Origin of the sequence: Microcoleus sp. N3A4 (assembly GCF_036701805.1) — a bacterium.
GTDB lineage: Bacteria > Cyanobacteriota > Cyanobacteriia > Cyanobacteriales > Microcoleaceae > Microcoleus.
In genome coordinates, this window is the sequence record NZ_JAUBRJ010000049.1 from 24,546 (window position 1) to 41,606 (window position 17,061).

General features: G+C 44.6%; 14 protein-coding genes. 7 read left to right on the forward strand and 7 right to left on the reverse strand.

Going from position 1 to position 17,061, the window contains the following annotated elements; all coding sequences use genetic code 11:
- Positions 1-53 precede the first annotated feature (53 nt).
- The 4 genes from QUA56_RS24385 (at position 54) to QUA56_RS24400 (ending at position 2,063) form a co-directional block, all read left to right on the forward strand.
- Entirely contained in the window at positions 54-419 is a 366-nt protein-coding gene (locus QUA56_RS24385; protein WP_333362801.1) for a hypothetical protein, read from the forward strand.
- A gap of 92 nt (positions 420-511) precedes the next feature.
- Positions 512-886 (forward strand): DUF433 domain-containing protein, encoded by a 375-nt coding sequence (locus QUA56_RS24390; RefSeq protein ID WP_333362804.1) that lies wholly within the window; start codon positions 512-514, stop codon positions 884-886.
- 34 nt (positions 887-920) lie between these two features.
- Complete coding sequence (locus QUA56_RS24395) at positions 921-1,220, forward strand: DUF5615 family PIN-like protein (RefSeq protein ID WP_333362861.1); 300 nt, start codon at positions 921-923, stop codon at positions 1,218-1,220.
- Positions 1,221-1,289: 69 nt separating this feature from the next.
- Positions 1,290-2,063 carry a DUF2314 domain-containing protein gene (locus tag QUA56_RS24400; protein ID WP_333362807.1) on the forward strand — a complete coding sequence of 258 codons (774 nt, stop codon included), beginning with the start codon at positions 1,290-1,292 and terminating at the stop codon, positions 2,061-2,063.
- Between the two features lie 274 nt (positions 2,064-2,337).
- Here the strand turns inward: QUA56_RS24400 and QUA56_RS24405 are convergent, their stop codons facing one another.
- Both QUA56_RS24405 and QUA56_RS24410 read right to left on the reverse strand, forming a co-directional pair.
- A complete protein-coding gene (locus tag QUA56_RS24405; RefSeq protein WP_333082574.1) occupies positions 2,338-3,510 on the reverse strand; it encodes a TRC40/GET3/ArsA family transport-energizing ATPase in 1,173 nt (390 codons plus the stop codon).
- Between the two features lie 396 nt (positions 3,511-3,906).
- Positions 3,907-4,299, reverse strand: coding sequence for a DUF2358 domain-containing protein (locus tag QUA56_RS24410; protein WP_333362811.1), 393 nt, complete (start codon positions 4,297-4,299; stop codon positions 3,907-3,909).
- A 137-nt stretch (positions 4,300-4,436) separates the two neighbouring features.
- On the opposite strand from QUA56_RS24410, the gene QUA56_RS24415 reads away from it, so the two are divergent.
- A complete protein-coding gene (locus QUA56_RS24415; protein ID WP_333362814.1) occupies positions 4,437-5,045 on the forward strand; it encodes a glutathione S-transferase N-terminal domain-containing protein in 609 nt (202 codons plus the stop codon).
- A gap of 116 nt (positions 5,046-5,161) precedes the next feature.
- Here the strand turns inward: QUA56_RS24415 and QUA56_RS24420 are convergent, their stop codons facing one another.
- The 4 genes from QUA56_RS24420 to QUA56_RS24435 form a co-directional block, all read right to left on the reverse strand.
- The gene (locus tag QUA56_RS24420; RefSeq protein WP_333362817.1) at positions 5,162-6,586 is read right to left on the reverse strand and encodes an NADP-dependent isocitrate dehydrogenase; all 1,425 of its coding nucleotides are present in this window, start codon (positions 6,584-6,586) and stop codon (positions 5,162-5,164) included.
- Positions 6,587-6,752: 166 nt separating this feature from the next.
- Entirely contained in the window at positions 6,753-7,355 is a 603-nt protein-coding gene (locus tag QUA56_RS24425) for a DedA family protein (protein ID WP_333362820.1), read from the reverse strand.
- A gap of 398 nt (positions 7,356-7,753) precedes the next feature.
- Entirely contained in the window at positions 7,754-9,031 is a 1,278-nt protein-coding gene (gene ahcY / locus QUA56_RS24430; RefSeq protein ID WP_333362823.1) for an adenosylhomocysteinase, read from the reverse strand.
- 861 nt (positions 9,032-9,892) lie between these two features.
- Positions 9,893-10,198, reverse strand: coding sequence for a hypothetical protein (locus tag QUA56_RS24435; RefSeq protein ID WP_333362826.1), 306 nt, complete (start codon positions 10,196-10,198; stop codon positions 9,893-9,895).
- Positions 10,199-10,410: 212 nt separating this feature from the next.
- On the opposite strand from QUA56_RS24435, the gene QUA56_RS24440 reads away from it, so the two are divergent.
- Positions 10,411-11,061 carry a hypothetical protein gene (locus QUA56_RS24440; RefSeq protein ID WP_333362829.1) on the forward strand — a complete coding sequence of 217 codons (651 nt, stop codon included), beginning with the start codon at positions 10,411-10,413 and terminating at the stop codon, positions 11,059-11,061.
- 13 nt (positions 11,062-11,074) lie between these two features.
- On the opposite strand, the gene QUA56_RS24445 is transcribed toward QUA56_RS24440, so the two are convergent.
- A complete protein-coding gene (locus QUA56_RS24445) occupies positions 11,075-11,497 on the reverse strand; it encodes an SMODS domain-containing nucleotidyltransferase (RefSeq protein WP_333362864.1) in 423 nt (140 codons plus the stop codon).
- Positions 11,498-11,650: 153 nt separating this feature from the next.
- Between QUA56_RS24445 and QUA56_RS24450 the strand changes: the two genes are divergently transcribed.
- Positions 11,651-17,041, forward strand: a complete 5,391-nt coding sequence (locus QUA56_RS24450; protein ID WP_333362832.1) for an AAA family ATPase — start codon at positions 11,651-11,653, stop codon at positions 17,039-17,041.
- Positions 17,042-17,061: the final 20 nt, after the last annotated feature.

A 17,061-nucleotide genomic window follows, 5' to 3' on the forward strand; every position in this document is an offset into this window, starting at 1 on the left:
GCCCAAACCAATATAATTATAGTTAAGGCAAAGCTCGAGGAAAAGTGGTAATCATGGTAGTCAGTCAACCCCTCTATAGCAAAGAAGAATTTGCTCAACGTGGCGATCGCATTTATCAAACTCAAATACGCTCACAAATCGAATCGGGCAATCAAGGCAAAATTGTAGCGATTGACCTTGAAACTGGAGATTTTGAAGTTTATGCGAGTGAAATAGCTGCTTGCGCTCGCCTTGAATCTCGTCACCCAAATTCTCAAATCTGGATTGTTCGCGTTGGGTATCGTCACGTTCGCCGATTCGGTGGACGAACCAAGAGATATGTACGATCCCAGGAATCATTAATGCTGATTTTGAAGCGATTATCTCGCTTTCAATATGTGACTCAGATGGGAAAATTCACACACATGAGGCGATCGTAGACACGGGTTTTAATGGTTGGCTTTCATTACCTTCAGACAAACCATTAGGCTTCTTGCTACAATGTTTTTATACAGTTCAAGTCAGGCACAATATGTCCCTAATCAGCGCCCCAGCAAAATTCCAAGCAACCTCTCCCCCTTTCCGTTGGGATGAAGCGGGAGGTATCCGTATAGGTTCGAGTCGAGTGACCCTAGATAGCATACTTGCTTCATACCACAATGGCTCCACTCCCGAAGAAATCGCTATTCAGTATTCAGTTGTTCGCTTAGAAGACATATACAGTACCATTGCTTATTATCTCAACCATCGTCAGGAAATTGACAGTTATTTGGAGCAGCGCAGCCAACAAGCTCAGCAACTGAGACAACAACTTTCTCAAAAACACAACTTAGTTGATCTGAGACAACGTTTGCTTACTCGTTATCAGTCAAAAGGGGAGTCGATACCAAGTGCGCCTTCTAACTGATGAAAATTTTAATGGAGCCATATTGCGTGGGCTCGTGAGGCGTTTGCCTGAATTGGATATTGTTCGTGTCCAAGATGTAGGGCTGATTCACACTGACGATCCAGATATTTTAGAATGGGCGGCTAATGAAGGACGCATCTTACTTACCCATGATGTAGCCACTATTACGATGTATGCATACGAGCGAGTCAATCAAGGACTGCCTATGCTTGGAGTTGTTGAGGTTATTGCAACAGCACCCATTGGTAAGATAATTGATGATTTAGAACTATTTATTTGTTGCAGTCAGCCTGATGAATATGAAGGTCAAATTCTTTTCATCCCTTTCCCTTGATATACTTAACCTGCTTATGATGTATATTAACATTAGGAGGACCTCGAACGATCGACTAGGGGGTGGTAAATGAGTCAAAATATTTATCTATTTAAGGGTAATGACCCGGATATAAATCTTGCTAGCAAGAAGGCACGCGAATCATTTAAATATTTTTGGCGTGAGTTGTCATGGGAAAGGCGGCGGATAATTCCTGGGCTGGATATAAGTGCAGTAAAAATTCAATTTCCTACAGGAAAAGTGACAGATTCTGAACCGTCAGTTGAACATATGTGGGTGGGGAATGTTAACTTTGATGGTCTGAAAGTTAGTGGAGATTTATTAAACGATCCGAGATGGATAGATGGAATTGGATCGGGCGACCGGATTGTGATGGGCTTCAACGATATCGATGATTGGATATATTCTATTCATGGGATAGTTTATGGTGCATATACTGTTAATGCAATGCGGCTTAAAATGAATAGCGATCGAAGGCGTGTGCATGATGATGCCTGGGGTTTGGAATTCGGCGATCCAAGAGAAATCCGAATTGTTCCCGATAGCTATTTAAATAAAGAGTCAAGAAATAAGGATGAATATGAAATCGGCGAGCATCCAATGAGTGAGAATATGGCGGCCAAAATTGATTGTGCATTAAGTGAAAATCCTACTATTGTAAATCAAATTGATGAAAATGGTTGGACTATGCTGCAATATGAGGCATTGGCTGGCAACTTAACTCCTGTTAAATTATTATTAAAGTATGGCGCTGATAAGATGATTAAGAATCCGGATGAGTTGACGGCGATTGATTTGGCAGAAGTCATGAAATGGAATAAAATTACTGATTTTCTAAGATAATTGCCGGACTTGTTCACGGGGTACAAGAGTCCCAAGTTTGAAGCGTCGAGGTGTTAGCGATGCAGTGATTGATGAGGCATTAAAATAAGTCATTCATGCTAAGTCCTGTTAATTGTATCTAGCCAGCAGTAAGGGAGGACACGGCAATGCCGTTTCCCTACACCAAAATAATCGTAGCACGGGCAAGGACTCCCAGCCATAATGCTCGCGAGAGATGTAACTACCGCCCGATTAATTGTAGGGACACGGCAATGCCGTGTCCTTACCCGTAGCATCAAGCAAACTTAATCTTCAAATAATCATCCTCCATCTTCGCCCCGGAAGGTTGCAGCGCCGCTAAAGCTTGTGGCAAAACCATATTCCGGCGGTGATTCCCAATCCGAACATTCAACTCATCTCCAGTTTTGCTCAACTGAATCTGATCCTTAGCAATTCCCGGCAAATACAGTTCAAGACTATACTGATTGTTTTCCTGAACAATCCTAATCGTATTTTCTTTGTAATATATTTGACTGGGATCTTCGTCTTTGTAAAGCGTTTCTTTCAAGCGTTCCAAAGCTGGCAAACCGCACATCTCTTCGGAATAAAGCGGCACTTCCTTAACTGGCAGCGGCATGAAATCTGAGTGGATTTCCTGACGGTACTGCTCCTGGCTTTCTTTCCACCGTTTAAAAAATGGGTCAGTTACTTCTGCCGGAATAATCCGGTTTGCTACTACTAAATCTGTGGCTACATTGTACAAACTCAAATAGGCATGAGCGCGCAGAGACTCTTTAATTACCATTTTTTCGGGATTGGTAACTAACCTTACCGAAGTTACAGTATTGTCGGTTAAAATCTTTTCCAAAGCCTCAATTTGTTCGTAAAATTCGTAAGGTGCATCCATCACCTCTTTGTCTGGCAAAGAAAAACCCGCAATCGGTCTAAAAATAGGTTCAACTAAAGGTCGAAGGGCGGCGGATATACCTTGCAGCGGCTTGTAAAATTTTCTCATGTACCAGCCGCCAACTTCGGGCAAACTTAGCAGTCTCAATGCTGTGCCAGTCGGAGCAGAATCGATAATTAAAACATCAAATTCGCCTTCGTCGTAATGCCGCTTCATTCGCACTAAACCGAAGATTTCATCCATTCCTGGCAAGATGGCTAATTCTTCAGCTTGCACCCCTTCGAGCCCCTGCGCTCGCAAGACTTGAGTAATGTAGCGCTTGACTGCTCCCCAATTGCCTTCTAATTCCCTGAGAGCGTCTAATTCTGCTCCCCACAAATTCGGTTTCACCAGCCGCGAATCGTGTCCGAGTTCCATGTCGAAGCTGTCGGCTAGGGAGTGGGCGGGATCTGTGCTCAGCACTAGGGTTTTGTATCCCAATTCGGCACACCGCAGCCCAGTCGCAGCGGCTACGGATGTTTTGCCGACGCCGCCTTTTCCAGTCATTAATATTAAGCGCATTGATTGTTTAGCTCGCCTGAAAGTTCTTTACTCCTATATTGTAACGTTATGTAACATAAATTAATTTAGTGGGGTAATTAATTTGGGCGATCGCCCACCGCTGAACACAGCGCATTTCCGGTGATTCGCGAAATTGCTGCAATGTCAAGATAAGTTAAAATTATTTATTTTAGATATAGCCTTTCTCAAAAAGATGAGGTATGACTGACAGCTTACATAACCACCCAGACGCTTGAGGGCCCAAGCCCAACTACGTACCTCATCTTTCTGAGAACCGCTATATCAATTGCGACATATAACAATCCATCAGCGTTCATCTGCTAACATCTGCGGTTAAAAAAGGGCGATCGCTCTTGAAACACTATTTTTTATTGCTAAAAAACCTCAGAACAATTCTCAAAAATTAGTTTTTATAGGAAATACAAGCTGTTTGAACACATCCAACCGCGAACAGTCCCAATAATCAATGTGAGAAACGATTAAACCGTCACTGTTGACTTTAAGTTCGCTCCTACCGGCGATCGCCATTTTCGGTTTCCAAGGTAGCGGTGCGATCCAGCTCAGAGTCCAGCGAGTTTCTATAGTATCTCCCGACTGCGAAATGCCGTGCAAATCGAGATTTACATCCTGAAAAAAAGTCCCCATAAACCCGATCATTTTGCGGTAGCGATCGATTCCTGTAAATCGATTCACCGGGTCTTCAAAATAAACATCTTTTGCATAAATGCTGTAAGTCTGATTGTCAGGAAATCTTTGATAATCGTCTTTGAGAATTTCAATAATGTCCATTTTGAGCGATCGTCATTCTTCTATTATTCTCAGATAATTTTAACACAATAGATAAAATATCCGCAGTTTTAGTCCAAATTGTGATACAATAGCCGATTATTTCCTGCCTTGCCAACTTTCAACTTAACATCACAAGTATGATTGACCTCTACACTTTTACCACACCCAACGGCCGCAAAGTCTCCATCATGCTGGAAGAAATAGGCTTACCCTACAGCGTGCACGTCATTGACATCACAAAAAACGACCAATTTAGCCCAGAGTTCATCGCAATCAACCCCAACAGCAAAATTCCGGCCATAGTCGATCGAGATAACGGCATCACCGTCTTCGAGTCGGGCGCCATCCTGATCTATCTGGCCGAAAAAAGCGGCAAATTTCTCCCCACCGACAAAGAAAAATACTTTCAAGTTATGGAGTGGCTGATGTTTCAAATGGCCAGCGTCGGGCCGATGTTCGGTCAGCTAAACCACTTCAAACGCTTTGCACCCGAACAAATTCCCTATGCGATTGGGCGCTACGAAAAAGAAACCTTGCGCCTCTACGGAGTATTAGACACTCAACTAGCAAAATACGAATACATCTGCGGCGACTATTCTATCGCCGACATTGCTACCTATCCCTGGGTTGCTATTTACGAATTTCAAGGATTAACCCTCGACAATTACCCCCACCTCAAACGTTGGGTAGAAACCGTGCAGAAGCGTCCCGCAGTTGAGCGCGGCATGGCTGTTCCATCATTATAAACCCCCCATCTAAATTGTATTTTCGGGAGGGCGGGACGCCCAACCCCTACTCCCCACAAAGCAAGTTTACTGGTTGTGGAACGGGCTTCTAGCCCGTTCAAAAAAAGCCCTCAAACTCAATCAGCAAAGTGCTTAATAATCGCCTCTGCAAACTCCGAACACTTCAACTCCGGTACCGGCGGCTCCATCAACCTCGCCAAATCGTAAGTAACTTCACCGTTAGAAATTGCCGCTCCCAAACCCTTTTTAATCAAATCTGCTGCTTCCTGCCATCCCATGTATTCTAACATCATCACCCCGGACAAAATCAGGGAACCGGGATTGACTTTATCTAAACCGGCGTGTTTCGGTGCAGTGCCGTGAGTCGCCTCAAAAACTGCACATTCATCACCAATATTCGCGCCGGGGCCCATGCCCAATCCGCCGACAATTGCTGCCGCCGCATCGGACAAATAATCGCCGTTTAAATTCATCGTCGCCAAAATCGAATATTCGGCGGGTCGAGTTTGAATTTGTTGGAAAATACTGTCAGCAATTCGGTCGTTGACCATAATCTTTTCTTTCCACTGACCGCTGCCGTGACTTCCCCAAATTGCAAACAAAACGTCGGCGACTTCTTGACGAATTTTGGCTTGTTTTTCGGGAGTCAAAGCATCGTATCCCGGATCTATTTTGCGGGCATTATCTTCTAAGCTAATCTCGGGATTTTGTTCTTTGTTGGCGAGAACCCAAGACTCTCTTTCAGTCACGCACCGATCGCGATATTCGGTAGTGGCCACCTCGTAACCCCAATCTCGGAAAGCTCCTTCGGTGTATTTCATGATGTTGCCTTTGTGCACCAAAGTCACTTGCTGCTTGTCTTTCGGCAACCGCAAAGCGTGGGCGATCGCCCGTCGCACCAAACGCTGAGAACCTGTTTTGCTAATGGGTTTAATGCCAATTCCAGAATCGAGGCGAATTTGTTTTTTGCCGTGTTCTGGTGTGGCCGGAATTAACTCATTATTCAGGAATTCAATCAATTTCTTGCCGATTTCGCTGCCTTTAGCCCATTCAATTCCCAGGTAAATATCTTCTGTATTTTCCCGGTAAATAATTACGTCTAGCAGTTCGGGAGTTTTGTGCAGCGACGGGGTGCCATCATAATATTTGCAGGGCCGCACGCAGGCGTAAAGGTCAAAGATTTGCCGCAAAGCTACGTTTAGCGATCGAATTCCGCCGCCTACGGGCGTTGTCAGCGGCCCTTTGATGGCGACACCGTATTCTTTGATGGCGTCTAAGGAATCCTGGGGCAGATATTGGTAAGTACCGTAGACATCGCAGGCTTCGTCGCCTACATAGATTTTAAACCAGTTGATTTTTCGATCGCCGCCGTAAGCCTTTTCTACCGCAGCATCCATGACTTTCTGGGATGCAGGCCACAAGTCAACGCCGGTACCGTCGCCGCGAATGAAGGGAATAATCGGGTCATTGGGGACGATCGGCGAACCGTCTTTGAAAGTAATTTTAGAACCTGTTGTCGGGGCTACTATCTTTTCGTACATATCTTAACAGCGCGGATAGGAATGTTCCCTATTTTGCCACGATTATCTGCCTAAACCTCAATCAATTCTAAATATTTGTATAAAGTTTTGATAAATTGATTTTTAACCGCAGATCACAGCAGATAAACGCAGATGTTTTTGGTGATGTCTGCATTTATCTGCGATTTTATTCTTTTTGCATATTCTTTTTAATAACCCACAAAATCAACCAAATGACAATAATCACCGCCACTATTTTGGAAACCGGATCGAGATACTCATCTACAAGTGCATAATTTTCCCCGAGTTTATATCCGGCAAAAGTCAGGAAACTCACCCACAAAAGAGTGCCGGCTGTTGAGTAGAGTAAAAAAGGAATTAAAGGCATATTATTGATGCCAGCGGGCAAGGAAATCAGGGTGCGAACTCCCGGTACGAGGCGACACAAAAATACGGCTTTGTTGCCGTGTCTGTTAAACCATCTATTCGCTTTGTCAATATCGGCGCCCGATACAGTGATCCACTTGCCGTATTTGTCGGCTAAATTCCTCAAGCGTTCTTCGCTCAATAATTTACCCGCATAGTACCAGGGAAGCGCCCCCAGAACTGTACCGATTACCCCTGCGGCGATCGCCGGTGCAAACTCCATTCCGCCCTTCGATACCGTGAATCCTGCCAGCGGCATAATCAATTCTGAGGGGATGGGCGGGAAAAGATTTTCTAAAAACATCAACAGGCCAATTCCGAGATAGCCCATCGACTGCATTGTGTTAGTTATCCATTCAACCATTTTGATTTAATAATTGGTAAGAAGAAGTCAGTTGACAGTTGACAGTTGGTTGTTGTCAGTTCACAGTTGTTGGTTGTCAGTTCACAGTTGTTGGTTGTCAGTTCACAGTTGTTGGTTGTCAGTTCACAGTTGTTGGTTGTCAATTGGTTACTCTCCTTCCTAGACTCTGGCTAGGAACTCATATCTAGAGGCTCTGCCTCGATTTTCGCGAGGCAGAGCCTCGGGACATTGATTCCCAGGCTAAACGCCTGGGAACCAGTTATTGAAATGAAACTGATTTAGGATTGCTATATCAACTGACAACTATCAACTGACAACTATCAACTGACAACTATCAACTGACAACTATCAACTGACAACTATCAACTGACAACTATCAACTGACAACAGTTAGATGATTAAGTGCCCGAAGTCCAAGAGTTAGTGTACTCAATTTGTTCGGCAGTCAAGGTATCAATGTGAATACCCATTGCTTCCAATTTGAGACGGGCAATTTCTTTATCAACTTCCACGGGGATTGAGTGAATACCTGGCTCTAGTTTGCCTTTGTTCGTAACCAGATATTCGCAGGCTAAAGCTTGGTTAGCAAAGCTCATATCCATCACGGCGCTGGGGTGTCCTTCGGCTGCTGCCAAGTTGATCAAACGGCCTTCGCCCAACACAATAATCGACTTGCCATTATTGAGGCGATATTCTTGAGTGAAAGACCGGACTGTTTTCACGTCGGTGCTTTTTGTGCCAAGGGATTTGAGGTCAATTTCAATGTCGAAGTGACCGGAATTGCAAACAATTGCGCCGTCTTTCATTGTCTCGAAATGTTCGGCACGAATGACGTGTTTGTTGCCAGTAACGGTAATGAATATATCTCCGACTGTTGCTGCTTCGTCCATCGGCATGACGCGGAAACCGTCCATCACTGCTTCGATCGCCCGAATCGGATCGATTTCGGTAACAATTACGTTAGCACCCATGCCGCGGGCGCGCAGTGCCGTGCCTTTGCCGCACCAACCGTAACCTGCAACCACAATATTTTTACCGGCTAACAAAATATTGGTAGCGCGGATAATGCCGTCTAGAGTAGATTGACCGGTGCCGTAGCGGTTGTCAAAGAAGTGCTTGGTGTCGGCGTCGTTGACGTTCATTGCGGGGAAAGTCAGCACGCCGTCTTTCAACATTGCCCGCAGGCGCACGATGCCTGTGGTAGTTTCTTCGGTAGTTCCGATCAAGTCGGAAATTTGGTTCGGGCGGTGCTGGATCAGTGCCGCTACTACGTCGCTGCCGTCGTCGATGATAATATTGGGGCGGTGGTCTAGGGCTGTGTAGACGTGACGTTCGTAGGTAGCGGCGTCTTCTCCTTTGAGGGCGAAGACGGAAATGCCGTACTCTTCAACTAAGCAAGCCGCTACGTCATCTTGAGTGCTCAAGGGGTTGCTGGCGATCAGTACGGCGTCGCCACCGCCGAGTTTGATGGCGATCGCCAAATGAGCGGTTTCTGTGGTTACGTGGCAGCAAGCAGCCAAGCGAATGCCAGCAAAAGGCTTTTCTTTAGCGAAGCGTTCTTGAATTTGCCGCAAAACGGGCATTTCCCGACCGGCCCACTCAATGCGTTGCTTTCCCAAGGGGGCGAGGGACAAGTCTTTGACTTCGTGTTTAATCTTGACGGATGTAGCAACCATGTATGTTATTTCTGAGAAATCATCAAACTTTGTTAGTTTTAACAGATTAACCCCTCGGCGGGCAAGTGCTGTGATTTTACCCGATCGCCGTCGGCGAGGCTAATCTTAAATTTTGATGGTGTTCGATCGACCAATTTGCGATCGGTACAGGCGAGTCACCCGCACATCTGCGTCAAAAATTCCTCTCGGGCGATCGCCATCTCAATCTTTTTTGTTAGCGTGGCGTTCTTGAATTATAGAATTGACATTTTCAAGTTTTTCATAGGCGATCGATTCTTGATTCATAAAGGCGACTTGCTTTGATAGGTTTTCACCTAACAAAGTAGAGGTTATATCAATTCCGGTTACACCGTCCGTGACTGTTGACTGTTGACTGTTGACTGTTGACTGTTGACTGTTGACTGTTGACTGTTAACTGTTAACTGTTGACTGTTGACTGTTGACTGTTAAAAATCTAAAATCTCAAATCTAAAATCGGTTGACTGTTGACTGTTGACTGTTAAAAATCTAAAATCTCAAATCTAAAATCGGTTGACTGTTGACTGTTAAAAATCTAAAATCTCAAATCTAAAATCTCAAATCTAAAATCGGTTGACTGTTGACTCGATTTTATGATTCCGATGCAACCGGAAACGATATTATATAGGAATACGGGAAGCGGAAAACGAGCGTGAATTTAGTTGTTTCTAGGGAAGCGATACGGGGGTAAGCTGTTGCGGCATTTAAATTGCATATTCGACGCGGGCGGGAAACCCCACTCATTGTTTGATTGTTTTTTGACAGACAATTTAAATCCCGCAACAGCTTACGGTTATATCCCTACGATAGAACACGACCTGCAAATAAGCTTAAATCATCCCCTTAATTTGGATTCACGACCTCACTGGTGCTATTCACCAACAGGCAGTTTTTGCGGTTGAAGAAGGAAGAGCACTCGCTAAAGTTGATAGCGATCGCCTGCCGAAAACTCCTCATTCCCCCGCAGAGAACTGGGAACCTTGAAAAGGAGCGATCGCTGTTCCTTGTGGTGAGGTTGTATTGAGGGCGATCTTCTTCTAGGGGTTCGCTAACGCACCCAGCACCCGATCGATCGCCCAGTAAGCGGGATAGCTTTTTGTATAATGCACTTGGCTCTTCCGGCAACTTGGGGTAAAATGTAGCAATCACTACAATTTACGCTCTGACTGCATATGGATTTTAATCTAGATAATTTATTAAATTTGCCGAATGTCACTGTTTTTAGTTATTCAACAGAATTAGAATTTATTATTGTAAATCTACACGCTTATTAATGAAGGTATTGCCTGCCATCATTGTAATAACTATACAGATACAGTTCATCAGACTGACGATAAAAGTCGTGCATCAGGTCATTGAAAATGAAACAAAACAACCAACAACGTGCTACTGCCAATAAAATCAAAAAATGGATTCAAGCAACCTCAGATGTTGAAAAAGCTCGATTAGCTATACCGATAACCAGGCTGACGAGCATCAAAAGTCTGTGCGTTGATGAAATTGCCGCCGCCAAGTTTGCACTGTACATTGCTAAACGGGTACAGCAGCAACTGCATCGGATGACTTGTCCCGAACACTTTACCGAGGCAGAATGGGAACAGCAACAACAGTTAGTGGATGAAGCAATTTCGCTGATGGAAAGTTACCTAGAAAGTCCTAGTTACGAAAGCAGGCAATCTCTCAGGAGATTATTGAGAGACATTGATGGGTTGCAAGGGGATGACTACCGCAATTTTAGGTGGACGACGGTGCGCTTTGTCCGCAGTGGAGATTTACTGAAGCTAGAGTATGCGCTGCGCTGTTTTGTAGAGGCAGATTTTCCCTATTGGGCTTATAAACTAGCTAGAGAATATGTAGAACGTTACGGCTTGCAATCTGGTTCGGGTATCGTTGCTGAATCTATACCCATGTTGTTAGAAGTAGCAGAATTTTGGTGTCAGTATTATTTCAATGAAAGTTTGAGCGAGAGATTTCCTGATGGGGGCGAACACAGCGATCGCCCCAAGCCATGAGAATGTCCCGTATTTACTGCATCTGTTTTGAGGAATTCTTAACAAACCCAACACTCTTGGCGATCGCATCTCCTAAAACTTCTGGAAACTGTGCGGAAAGAGGTGACTCAATTGGCAGTAAGTTACAGCGCGGTGCATGGCGATTTTGTTGCCCGTACACTCTGTCAAGTGAAAGAGCGATCGCGCTTTTTCCCACAGCAGCAGGAGACAAAAAATAAGCAAAATTAGAATCTGTGTTTTCAAAAGCCGGGACTACCTCAAATCTCATGTCACCTGAAAAAGGAACAACTACAACTTGGCTATCTCCGCTTATATTTGTTAGAGAGTATCTAGTTTTAATAGACTTTTTAACATCCTGCCAAAGTGCAGACTGACCCTTATAAGCATACTTATGTATAAGTCCCGAACCAGTGCAGACAAATTCTAAGCAATTAATGGTATGGCTCCAGTATCCAACGAGCGAGCGACGAGCGTTCGTACAGAACGTGGACTGACAAGTTCAGGCAAATTAGAGACAACGCCGGGATTTTCCTGGTTTGCTAGATAAACTATAAATATAGTAACCCCCAATTTTTTTAAGGACTAGAAAATGGATGCAATTACTGACCTGACTGGGTATCGTATCACAGAACAACTCTATGCAGGATCTCGCACTCTAGTATATCGCGGTGTTCGGAAGAGCGATCGCACTCTAGTCGTCATTAAACTGCTGCGAAACGAATACCCCAACTTCAATGAATTGGTGCATTTTCGCAACCAATATACCATTGCCAAAAATCTCAACATCCCCAGTATTGTTAAACCCCTCGATTTAGTACCTTACAAAAACGCCTATGCTTTGATAATGGAGGACTTTGGAGGAATCTCCCTATCTACTTATCTTAAGGCAGCAACAGATAAAAACCAACCCGATAAATCTGTATCTTTAGAAAACTTTCTCAACAATGCCCTCCAACTAGCAGATATTCTAGACTATCTCTACCAAAACCGAGTTATTCATAAAGATATCAAATCGGCAAATATCCTAATTAACCCAAATAGCCAACAAATTAAACTCATTGACTTCAGTATTTCTTCCCTGCTTCCCCGTGAAACCCAAGAAATCCAGAATCCCAACATCCTCGAAGGAACATTAGCCTATCTCTCCCCAGAACAAACAGGAAGAATGAATCGAGGCATTGACTATCGGAGTGACTTTTATTCCCTCGGTGTAACCTTCTATGAATTGTTGACAAGACAGTTACCCTTTGCGTCAGACGACCCAATGGAGTTAGTGCATAGTCATCTAGCAAAACAGCCGATTTCGGTACATCAAATTAATCCAAAAGTTCCCCTAGTATTGTCCCAAATTGTCAGTAAGCTGATGGCGAAGAATGCCGAAAATCGCTATCAAAGTGCGTTAGGATTGAAGCACGATTTAGAGATTTGTTTGGTTCAATTACAAAAAACGGGTAACATTGAGACGTTTGCATTGGGAACGCGGGATATTACAGACCGTTTCCTCATACCCGAAAAGCTCTACGGCAGAGAAACTGAAGTTGAGAATTTATTAGCGGCTTTTGAAAGAGTCAGCGCAGGCCGAACCGAAATGATGCTGGTTGCAGGGTTCTCTGGCATTGGCAAAACGGCAGTAGTGAATGAAGTTCATAAGCCGATTGTTCGTCAGCGCGGTTATTTTATTAAGGGCAAATACGACCAATTTCAGCGCAACATTCCCTTTTCGGCTTTTGTGCAAGCTTTTCGGGATTTGATGGGGCAATTGCTATCAGAAAGTGACGCTCAGTTACAAACTTGGAAAACCAGGATTTTGTCAGTAGTTGGAGACAACGGGCAAGTGCTGATTGAGGTAATTCCCGAGTTAGAACGAATCATTGGCGGTCAAACTCCTGCACCAGAACTGTCGGGAAGTGCGGCACAAAATCGCTTCAATATGCTAATGCAAAAATTTGTGCACGTGTTTACCACAGAAGAACATCCGTTAGTGATGTTTTTGGACGATTTGCAGTGGGCGGATGGCGCATCTTTGAAGTTATTGCAACTGTTGATGCAAGATACAGGGCATCTCTTGGTATTAGGTGCTTATCGGGATAATGAAGTGTCACCCGTTCACCCGTTTATCTTAACGGTGGATGAGATTGTGAAGTCTGGGGCGACGGTAAATAATATTACGCTACAACCGTTGAGTTTAGCGGATATGAATCAATTGGTGGCAGATACGCTGAATTGCGATTTTTCCTTGGCCGGGCCGTTGACAGAATTGGTGTATCAAAAAACTCAGGGTAATCCCTTCTTTGCCACGCAGTTTCTCAAGGCGTTACATGACGATGGGTTGATTACCTTTGATGGGAATATACGGTATTGGCAGTGCGATATTGCTCGAGTCAGAGCTTTAGCTATCACCGATGATGTGGTGGAGTTTATGGCACTGCAATTGCAGAAGCTACCGATCGCAACTCAGGCTGTGCTGAAGTGGGCGGCTTGTATTGGAGCGCAGTTTGATTTAGCTACTTTGGCGATCGTTTCAGAAAAGTCATCCGAAGAAACGGCGGCTGATTTGTGGAAAGCGTTACAAGAAGGCTTGCTCATCCCCACCACCGAAGTCTATAAATTCTTCACCCAAAGTGACGATATCGCTACTCTTAACCAAGCTGCTGCTAATGCAAATTATAAATTCCTGCACGATCGCGTCCAGCAAGCTGCCTATTCCCTCATTCCAGATTCACAGAAAAAAGCAACGCATCTCAAAGTCGGACAATTACTTCAGCAAAATTGCTCAGCAATAGAGCAAGAGGAAAAACTGTTTGATATTGTTGGGCATTTGAATCGAGGAATTGAGTTAATTACTCAACCGAGCGATCGCCTTGCCTTAGCTCAACTAAACTTAGCATCTGGGCGTAAGGCAAGAAGTTCTACCGCCTACGCTGCGGCAAGAGTTTATCTGCAAACGGGGATTGGGCTACTAGAGGTAAATGGTTGGCAAAGCCAGTATGAATTGACCCTAAATCTATACGTTGCTACCGCAGAAGCCACCTATTTGAATGGTGACTTTGACGGCATGGAACAGATTGCAGCACTGGTGTTACAGAATGCCCAGACGATTCTAGACAAAGTTAAAATTTACGAAATTCAGATTGCCGCACAGATAGCTCAGGGCAAGGCTTTAGCAGCGATCGCAGTAGCCAGAGATGCACTCGGACAATTAGGGGTTGAACTGCCCGCCGAACCTGACGAAGCCTTGATTGGCAAAGCGCTACAAACCCTGGCCGCCCAACTAAGCGGGAGACGGATTGAATATCTAGCTAATCTGCCGGTGATGACCGATGCCAAGGCGACTGCTGCCATGCAACTGTTAGCAATATTATTTGCACCCATTATCCAGGGAATGCCCGGTTTACTGCCCCTACTGAGTTCCACGATGGTGAGTTTATCGCTCTCCTTTGGGAATACACCCGCATCAATTGTGGGATATGCGATTCACGGCATGGTGCTTTGTGCCTTTTTGGGAGAGGTTGAAACAGGCTACGGTTTGGGTAAATTAGCGCTTTCATTGCTCGATCGCTTCAATGTACGGGAATTCAAGTCCATAATTCTGGCTATGTTTGGCTTCTTTATTCAGCATCACCGGGAAGCTTTGAGGGCAACAATACCGACGCTGAAAGATGGCTATCTAGCTGGCATGGAAAGTGGTGATTTTGTACACGCTGGCTACAGCATAATCAATCACTCTTATGCCCAGTTTTTCAGTGGAGTCGAACTGGACACTTTGGAATCCGAAATACCAGTTTATAGCGCAGTCATGGTGCAGGCGAAGCAAGATTCTGCCAAAGTTTATTTGGGGATGATGGGGCAGATTGTGCGGAACTTGAGGGAAACTGTGGGTCAACCAGATTGCTTAATTGGAACTACCTACGATGAAACGGTAATGCTTCCTAAGCACCATCAGGACAATGAACTCTCGGTGAGCGCTTATGCTTACATCTACAAACTGCTTCTTGCCTACGTCTTTGGCAACCACAAGGCTGCCCTAGACTATACCGCCCAAGTAAAACAGTATTTTATGGCAGTATCGGGAGTGATTGTTGTTCCCATTTTCCATTTCTATGCAGCCCTGACACACCTAGCGCTCTTCCCCACACAGCCAGAAACCGAGCGAGCTGAAATTATCGCCCTAGTGGAAACCCATCAAACTACTCTGCAACAGTGGGCGCAAAATGCTCCCATGAATCATTTGCATAAATGGTATTTAGTTGAGGCCCAAAAACATCGGGTTTTGGGCAATAAAGCAGAAGCAATAGATTTGTACGATCGCGCTATCTCCCTCGCTAAAGAAAATCAATTCCTCAACGAAGAAGCACTAGCTAATGAACTGGCGGCGAAATTTTACCTAGAATGGGGTAAAGAAAAAGTAGCTCAAGCCTACATGATTGAAGCGTATTATTGTTATGCCCGATGGGGAGCCAAGGCCAAAATAGACGATTTGGAAAAACGTTATCCTCCCCTACTCGGTCTTATCCTCGAGCAAGCTCAATCCTCTGCTTCCTTAAAGGAAACGATCGCCCCGGGAACGATTACTTATACCCGTTCTTCTAGCAGCACCTCTGAATTTCTCGATCTGGCTACTCTGCTCAAAGCTTCTCAAGCCATTTCTGGGGAGATTGAACTAGATAAACTTCTGACTGCTCTCCTAAAAATAGCGATCGCAAATGCTGGAGCAACTAAGTGTGTCTTGTTGCTCAAACAACAACAGTATTTACACGTAGCGGCTCTTGTAGAAGAAGGACAGGAACCTGAGCTGTTACCGCCAATGCCTCTACAATCAAGTCAGGATGTAGCGATTAGTTTAGTGAATACTGTTAAGCGTAGTTTGAAACCTCTGGTACTTGTCGATGCTAGAATAAATCCTCAGTTTGCTGGAGATAGTTACATTGAACAGCACCAGCCTAAAAGTATTCTTTGTAGTCCAATCCTTAATCAAGGCAAGTTGATTGGAATTTTATATTTAGAAAATAACCTGACTGTTGGGGCGTTTACGAGCGATCGGGTTGAAGTGCTGAATCTTATTTGCGTACAAGCTGCTATTTCCTTGGAAAATGCCCGTCTTTATCAAGAATCTCAACAAGCCTTTACTGACCTCAAACAGGCACAACTCAAAATAATCCAAAGTGAAAAAATGTCGGCATTGGGTAATTTGGTGGCTGGTGTTGCCCACGAAATTAATAACCCGGTTGGCTTCCTCGCTGGTAACATTAGCCCAGCCTTAGACTACATCAATGATTTGTTTGGATTGCTCGATTTGTATCAGCAAGAATATCCTAATTGCAGTGCGGCAATTCAAGATGAAATTGAAGCGATCGACCTCGACTACATTCGGGAAGACTTACCAAAATTAGTGGGTTCCATGCACGAAGGCGTGAAGCGAATCCAAGGCATTAGCACCAGTCTTCGCATCTTTTCCCGTGCCGATAGCGATCGCCCCGTTCCCTGCAATATCCACGAGGGCCTCGAAAGCACCTTGATGATCCTCAAACATCGCCTCAAAGCTTCGGACACGCGCCCAGAGATTCAAATCATCAAGAAATACGGTGATTTGCCGAAAGTAGAGTGCTATGCAGGACAGATCAATCAAGTGTTTATGAATCTTTTGGGTAATGCGATCGATGCTCTGGATGAATCAAATACTGGACGGAGCTTTGCAGAGATTAAAGCGGCTCCTAATAAAATTATTATCGAGACCGAATTATCGGGCCAGCCGCCACAAGTTGTGATTCGGATCGAAGACAATGGGGTTGGCATTAAGGATGCGGTGCAAGAGAAGATTTTTGATGATTTATTTACTACGAAAGAGGTTGGGAAAGGCACGGGGTTAGGATTGGCGATCGCGCGTCAAATTGTGGTTGAGAAACACGGCGGTACAATAGAGGTAAATTCTGTATTGAGAGAAGGGACGGAGTTTACAATTTTCTTGCCAGTGAAAGGATAAGACTGTCTTGATATATGGCA

What these genes read in the sequence shown, in the direction of transcription:
- QUA56_RS24385 (WP_333362801.1), top strand. Translation starts at nt 54, where the DNA reads ATGGTAGTCAGTCAACCCCTCTATAGCAAAGAAGAATTTGCTCAACGT.
- QUA56_RS24390 (WP_333362804.1), top strand. Translation starts at nt 512, where the DNA reads ATGTCCCTAATCAGCGCCCCAGCAAAATTCCAAGCAACCTCTCCCCCT.
- QUA56_RS24400 (WP_333362807.1), top strand. Translation starts at nt 1,290, where the DNA reads ATGAGTCAAAATATTTATCTATTTAAGGGTAATGACCCGGATATAAAT.
- QUA56_RS24405 (WP_333082574.1), bottom strand. Translation starts at nt 3,510, where the DNA reads ATGCGCTTAATATTAATGACTGGAAAAGGCGGCGTCGGCAAAACATCC.
- QUA56_RS24410 (WP_333362811.1), bottom strand. Translation starts at nt 4,299, where the DNA reads ATGGACATTATTGAAATTCTCAAAGACGATTATCAAAGATTTCCTGAC.
- QUA56_RS24415 (WP_333362814.1), top strand. Translation starts at nt 4,437, where the DNA reads ATGATTGACCTCTACACTTTTACCACACCCAACGGCCGCAAAGTCTCC.
- QUA56_RS24420 (WP_333362817.1), bottom strand. Translation starts at nt 6,586, where the DNA reads ATGTACGAAAAGATAGTAGCCCCGACAACAGGTTCTAAAATTACTTTC.
- QUA56_RS24425 (WP_333362820.1), bottom strand. Translation starts at nt 7,355, where the DNA reads ATGGTTGAATGGATAACTAACACAATGCAGTCGATGGGCTATCTCGGA.
- ahcY (WP_333362823.1), bottom strand. Translation starts at nt 9,031, where the DNA reads ATGGTTGCTACATCCGTCAAGATTAAACACGAAGTCAAAGACTTGTCC.
- QUA56_RS24440 (WP_333362829.1), top strand. Translation starts at nt 10,411, where the DNA reads ATGAAACAAAACAACCAACAACGTGCTACTGCCAATAAAATCAAAAAA.
- QUA56_RS24450 (WP_333362832.1), top strand. Translation starts at nt 11,651, where the DNA reads ATGGATGCAATTACTGACCTGACTGGGTATCGTATCACAGAACAACTC.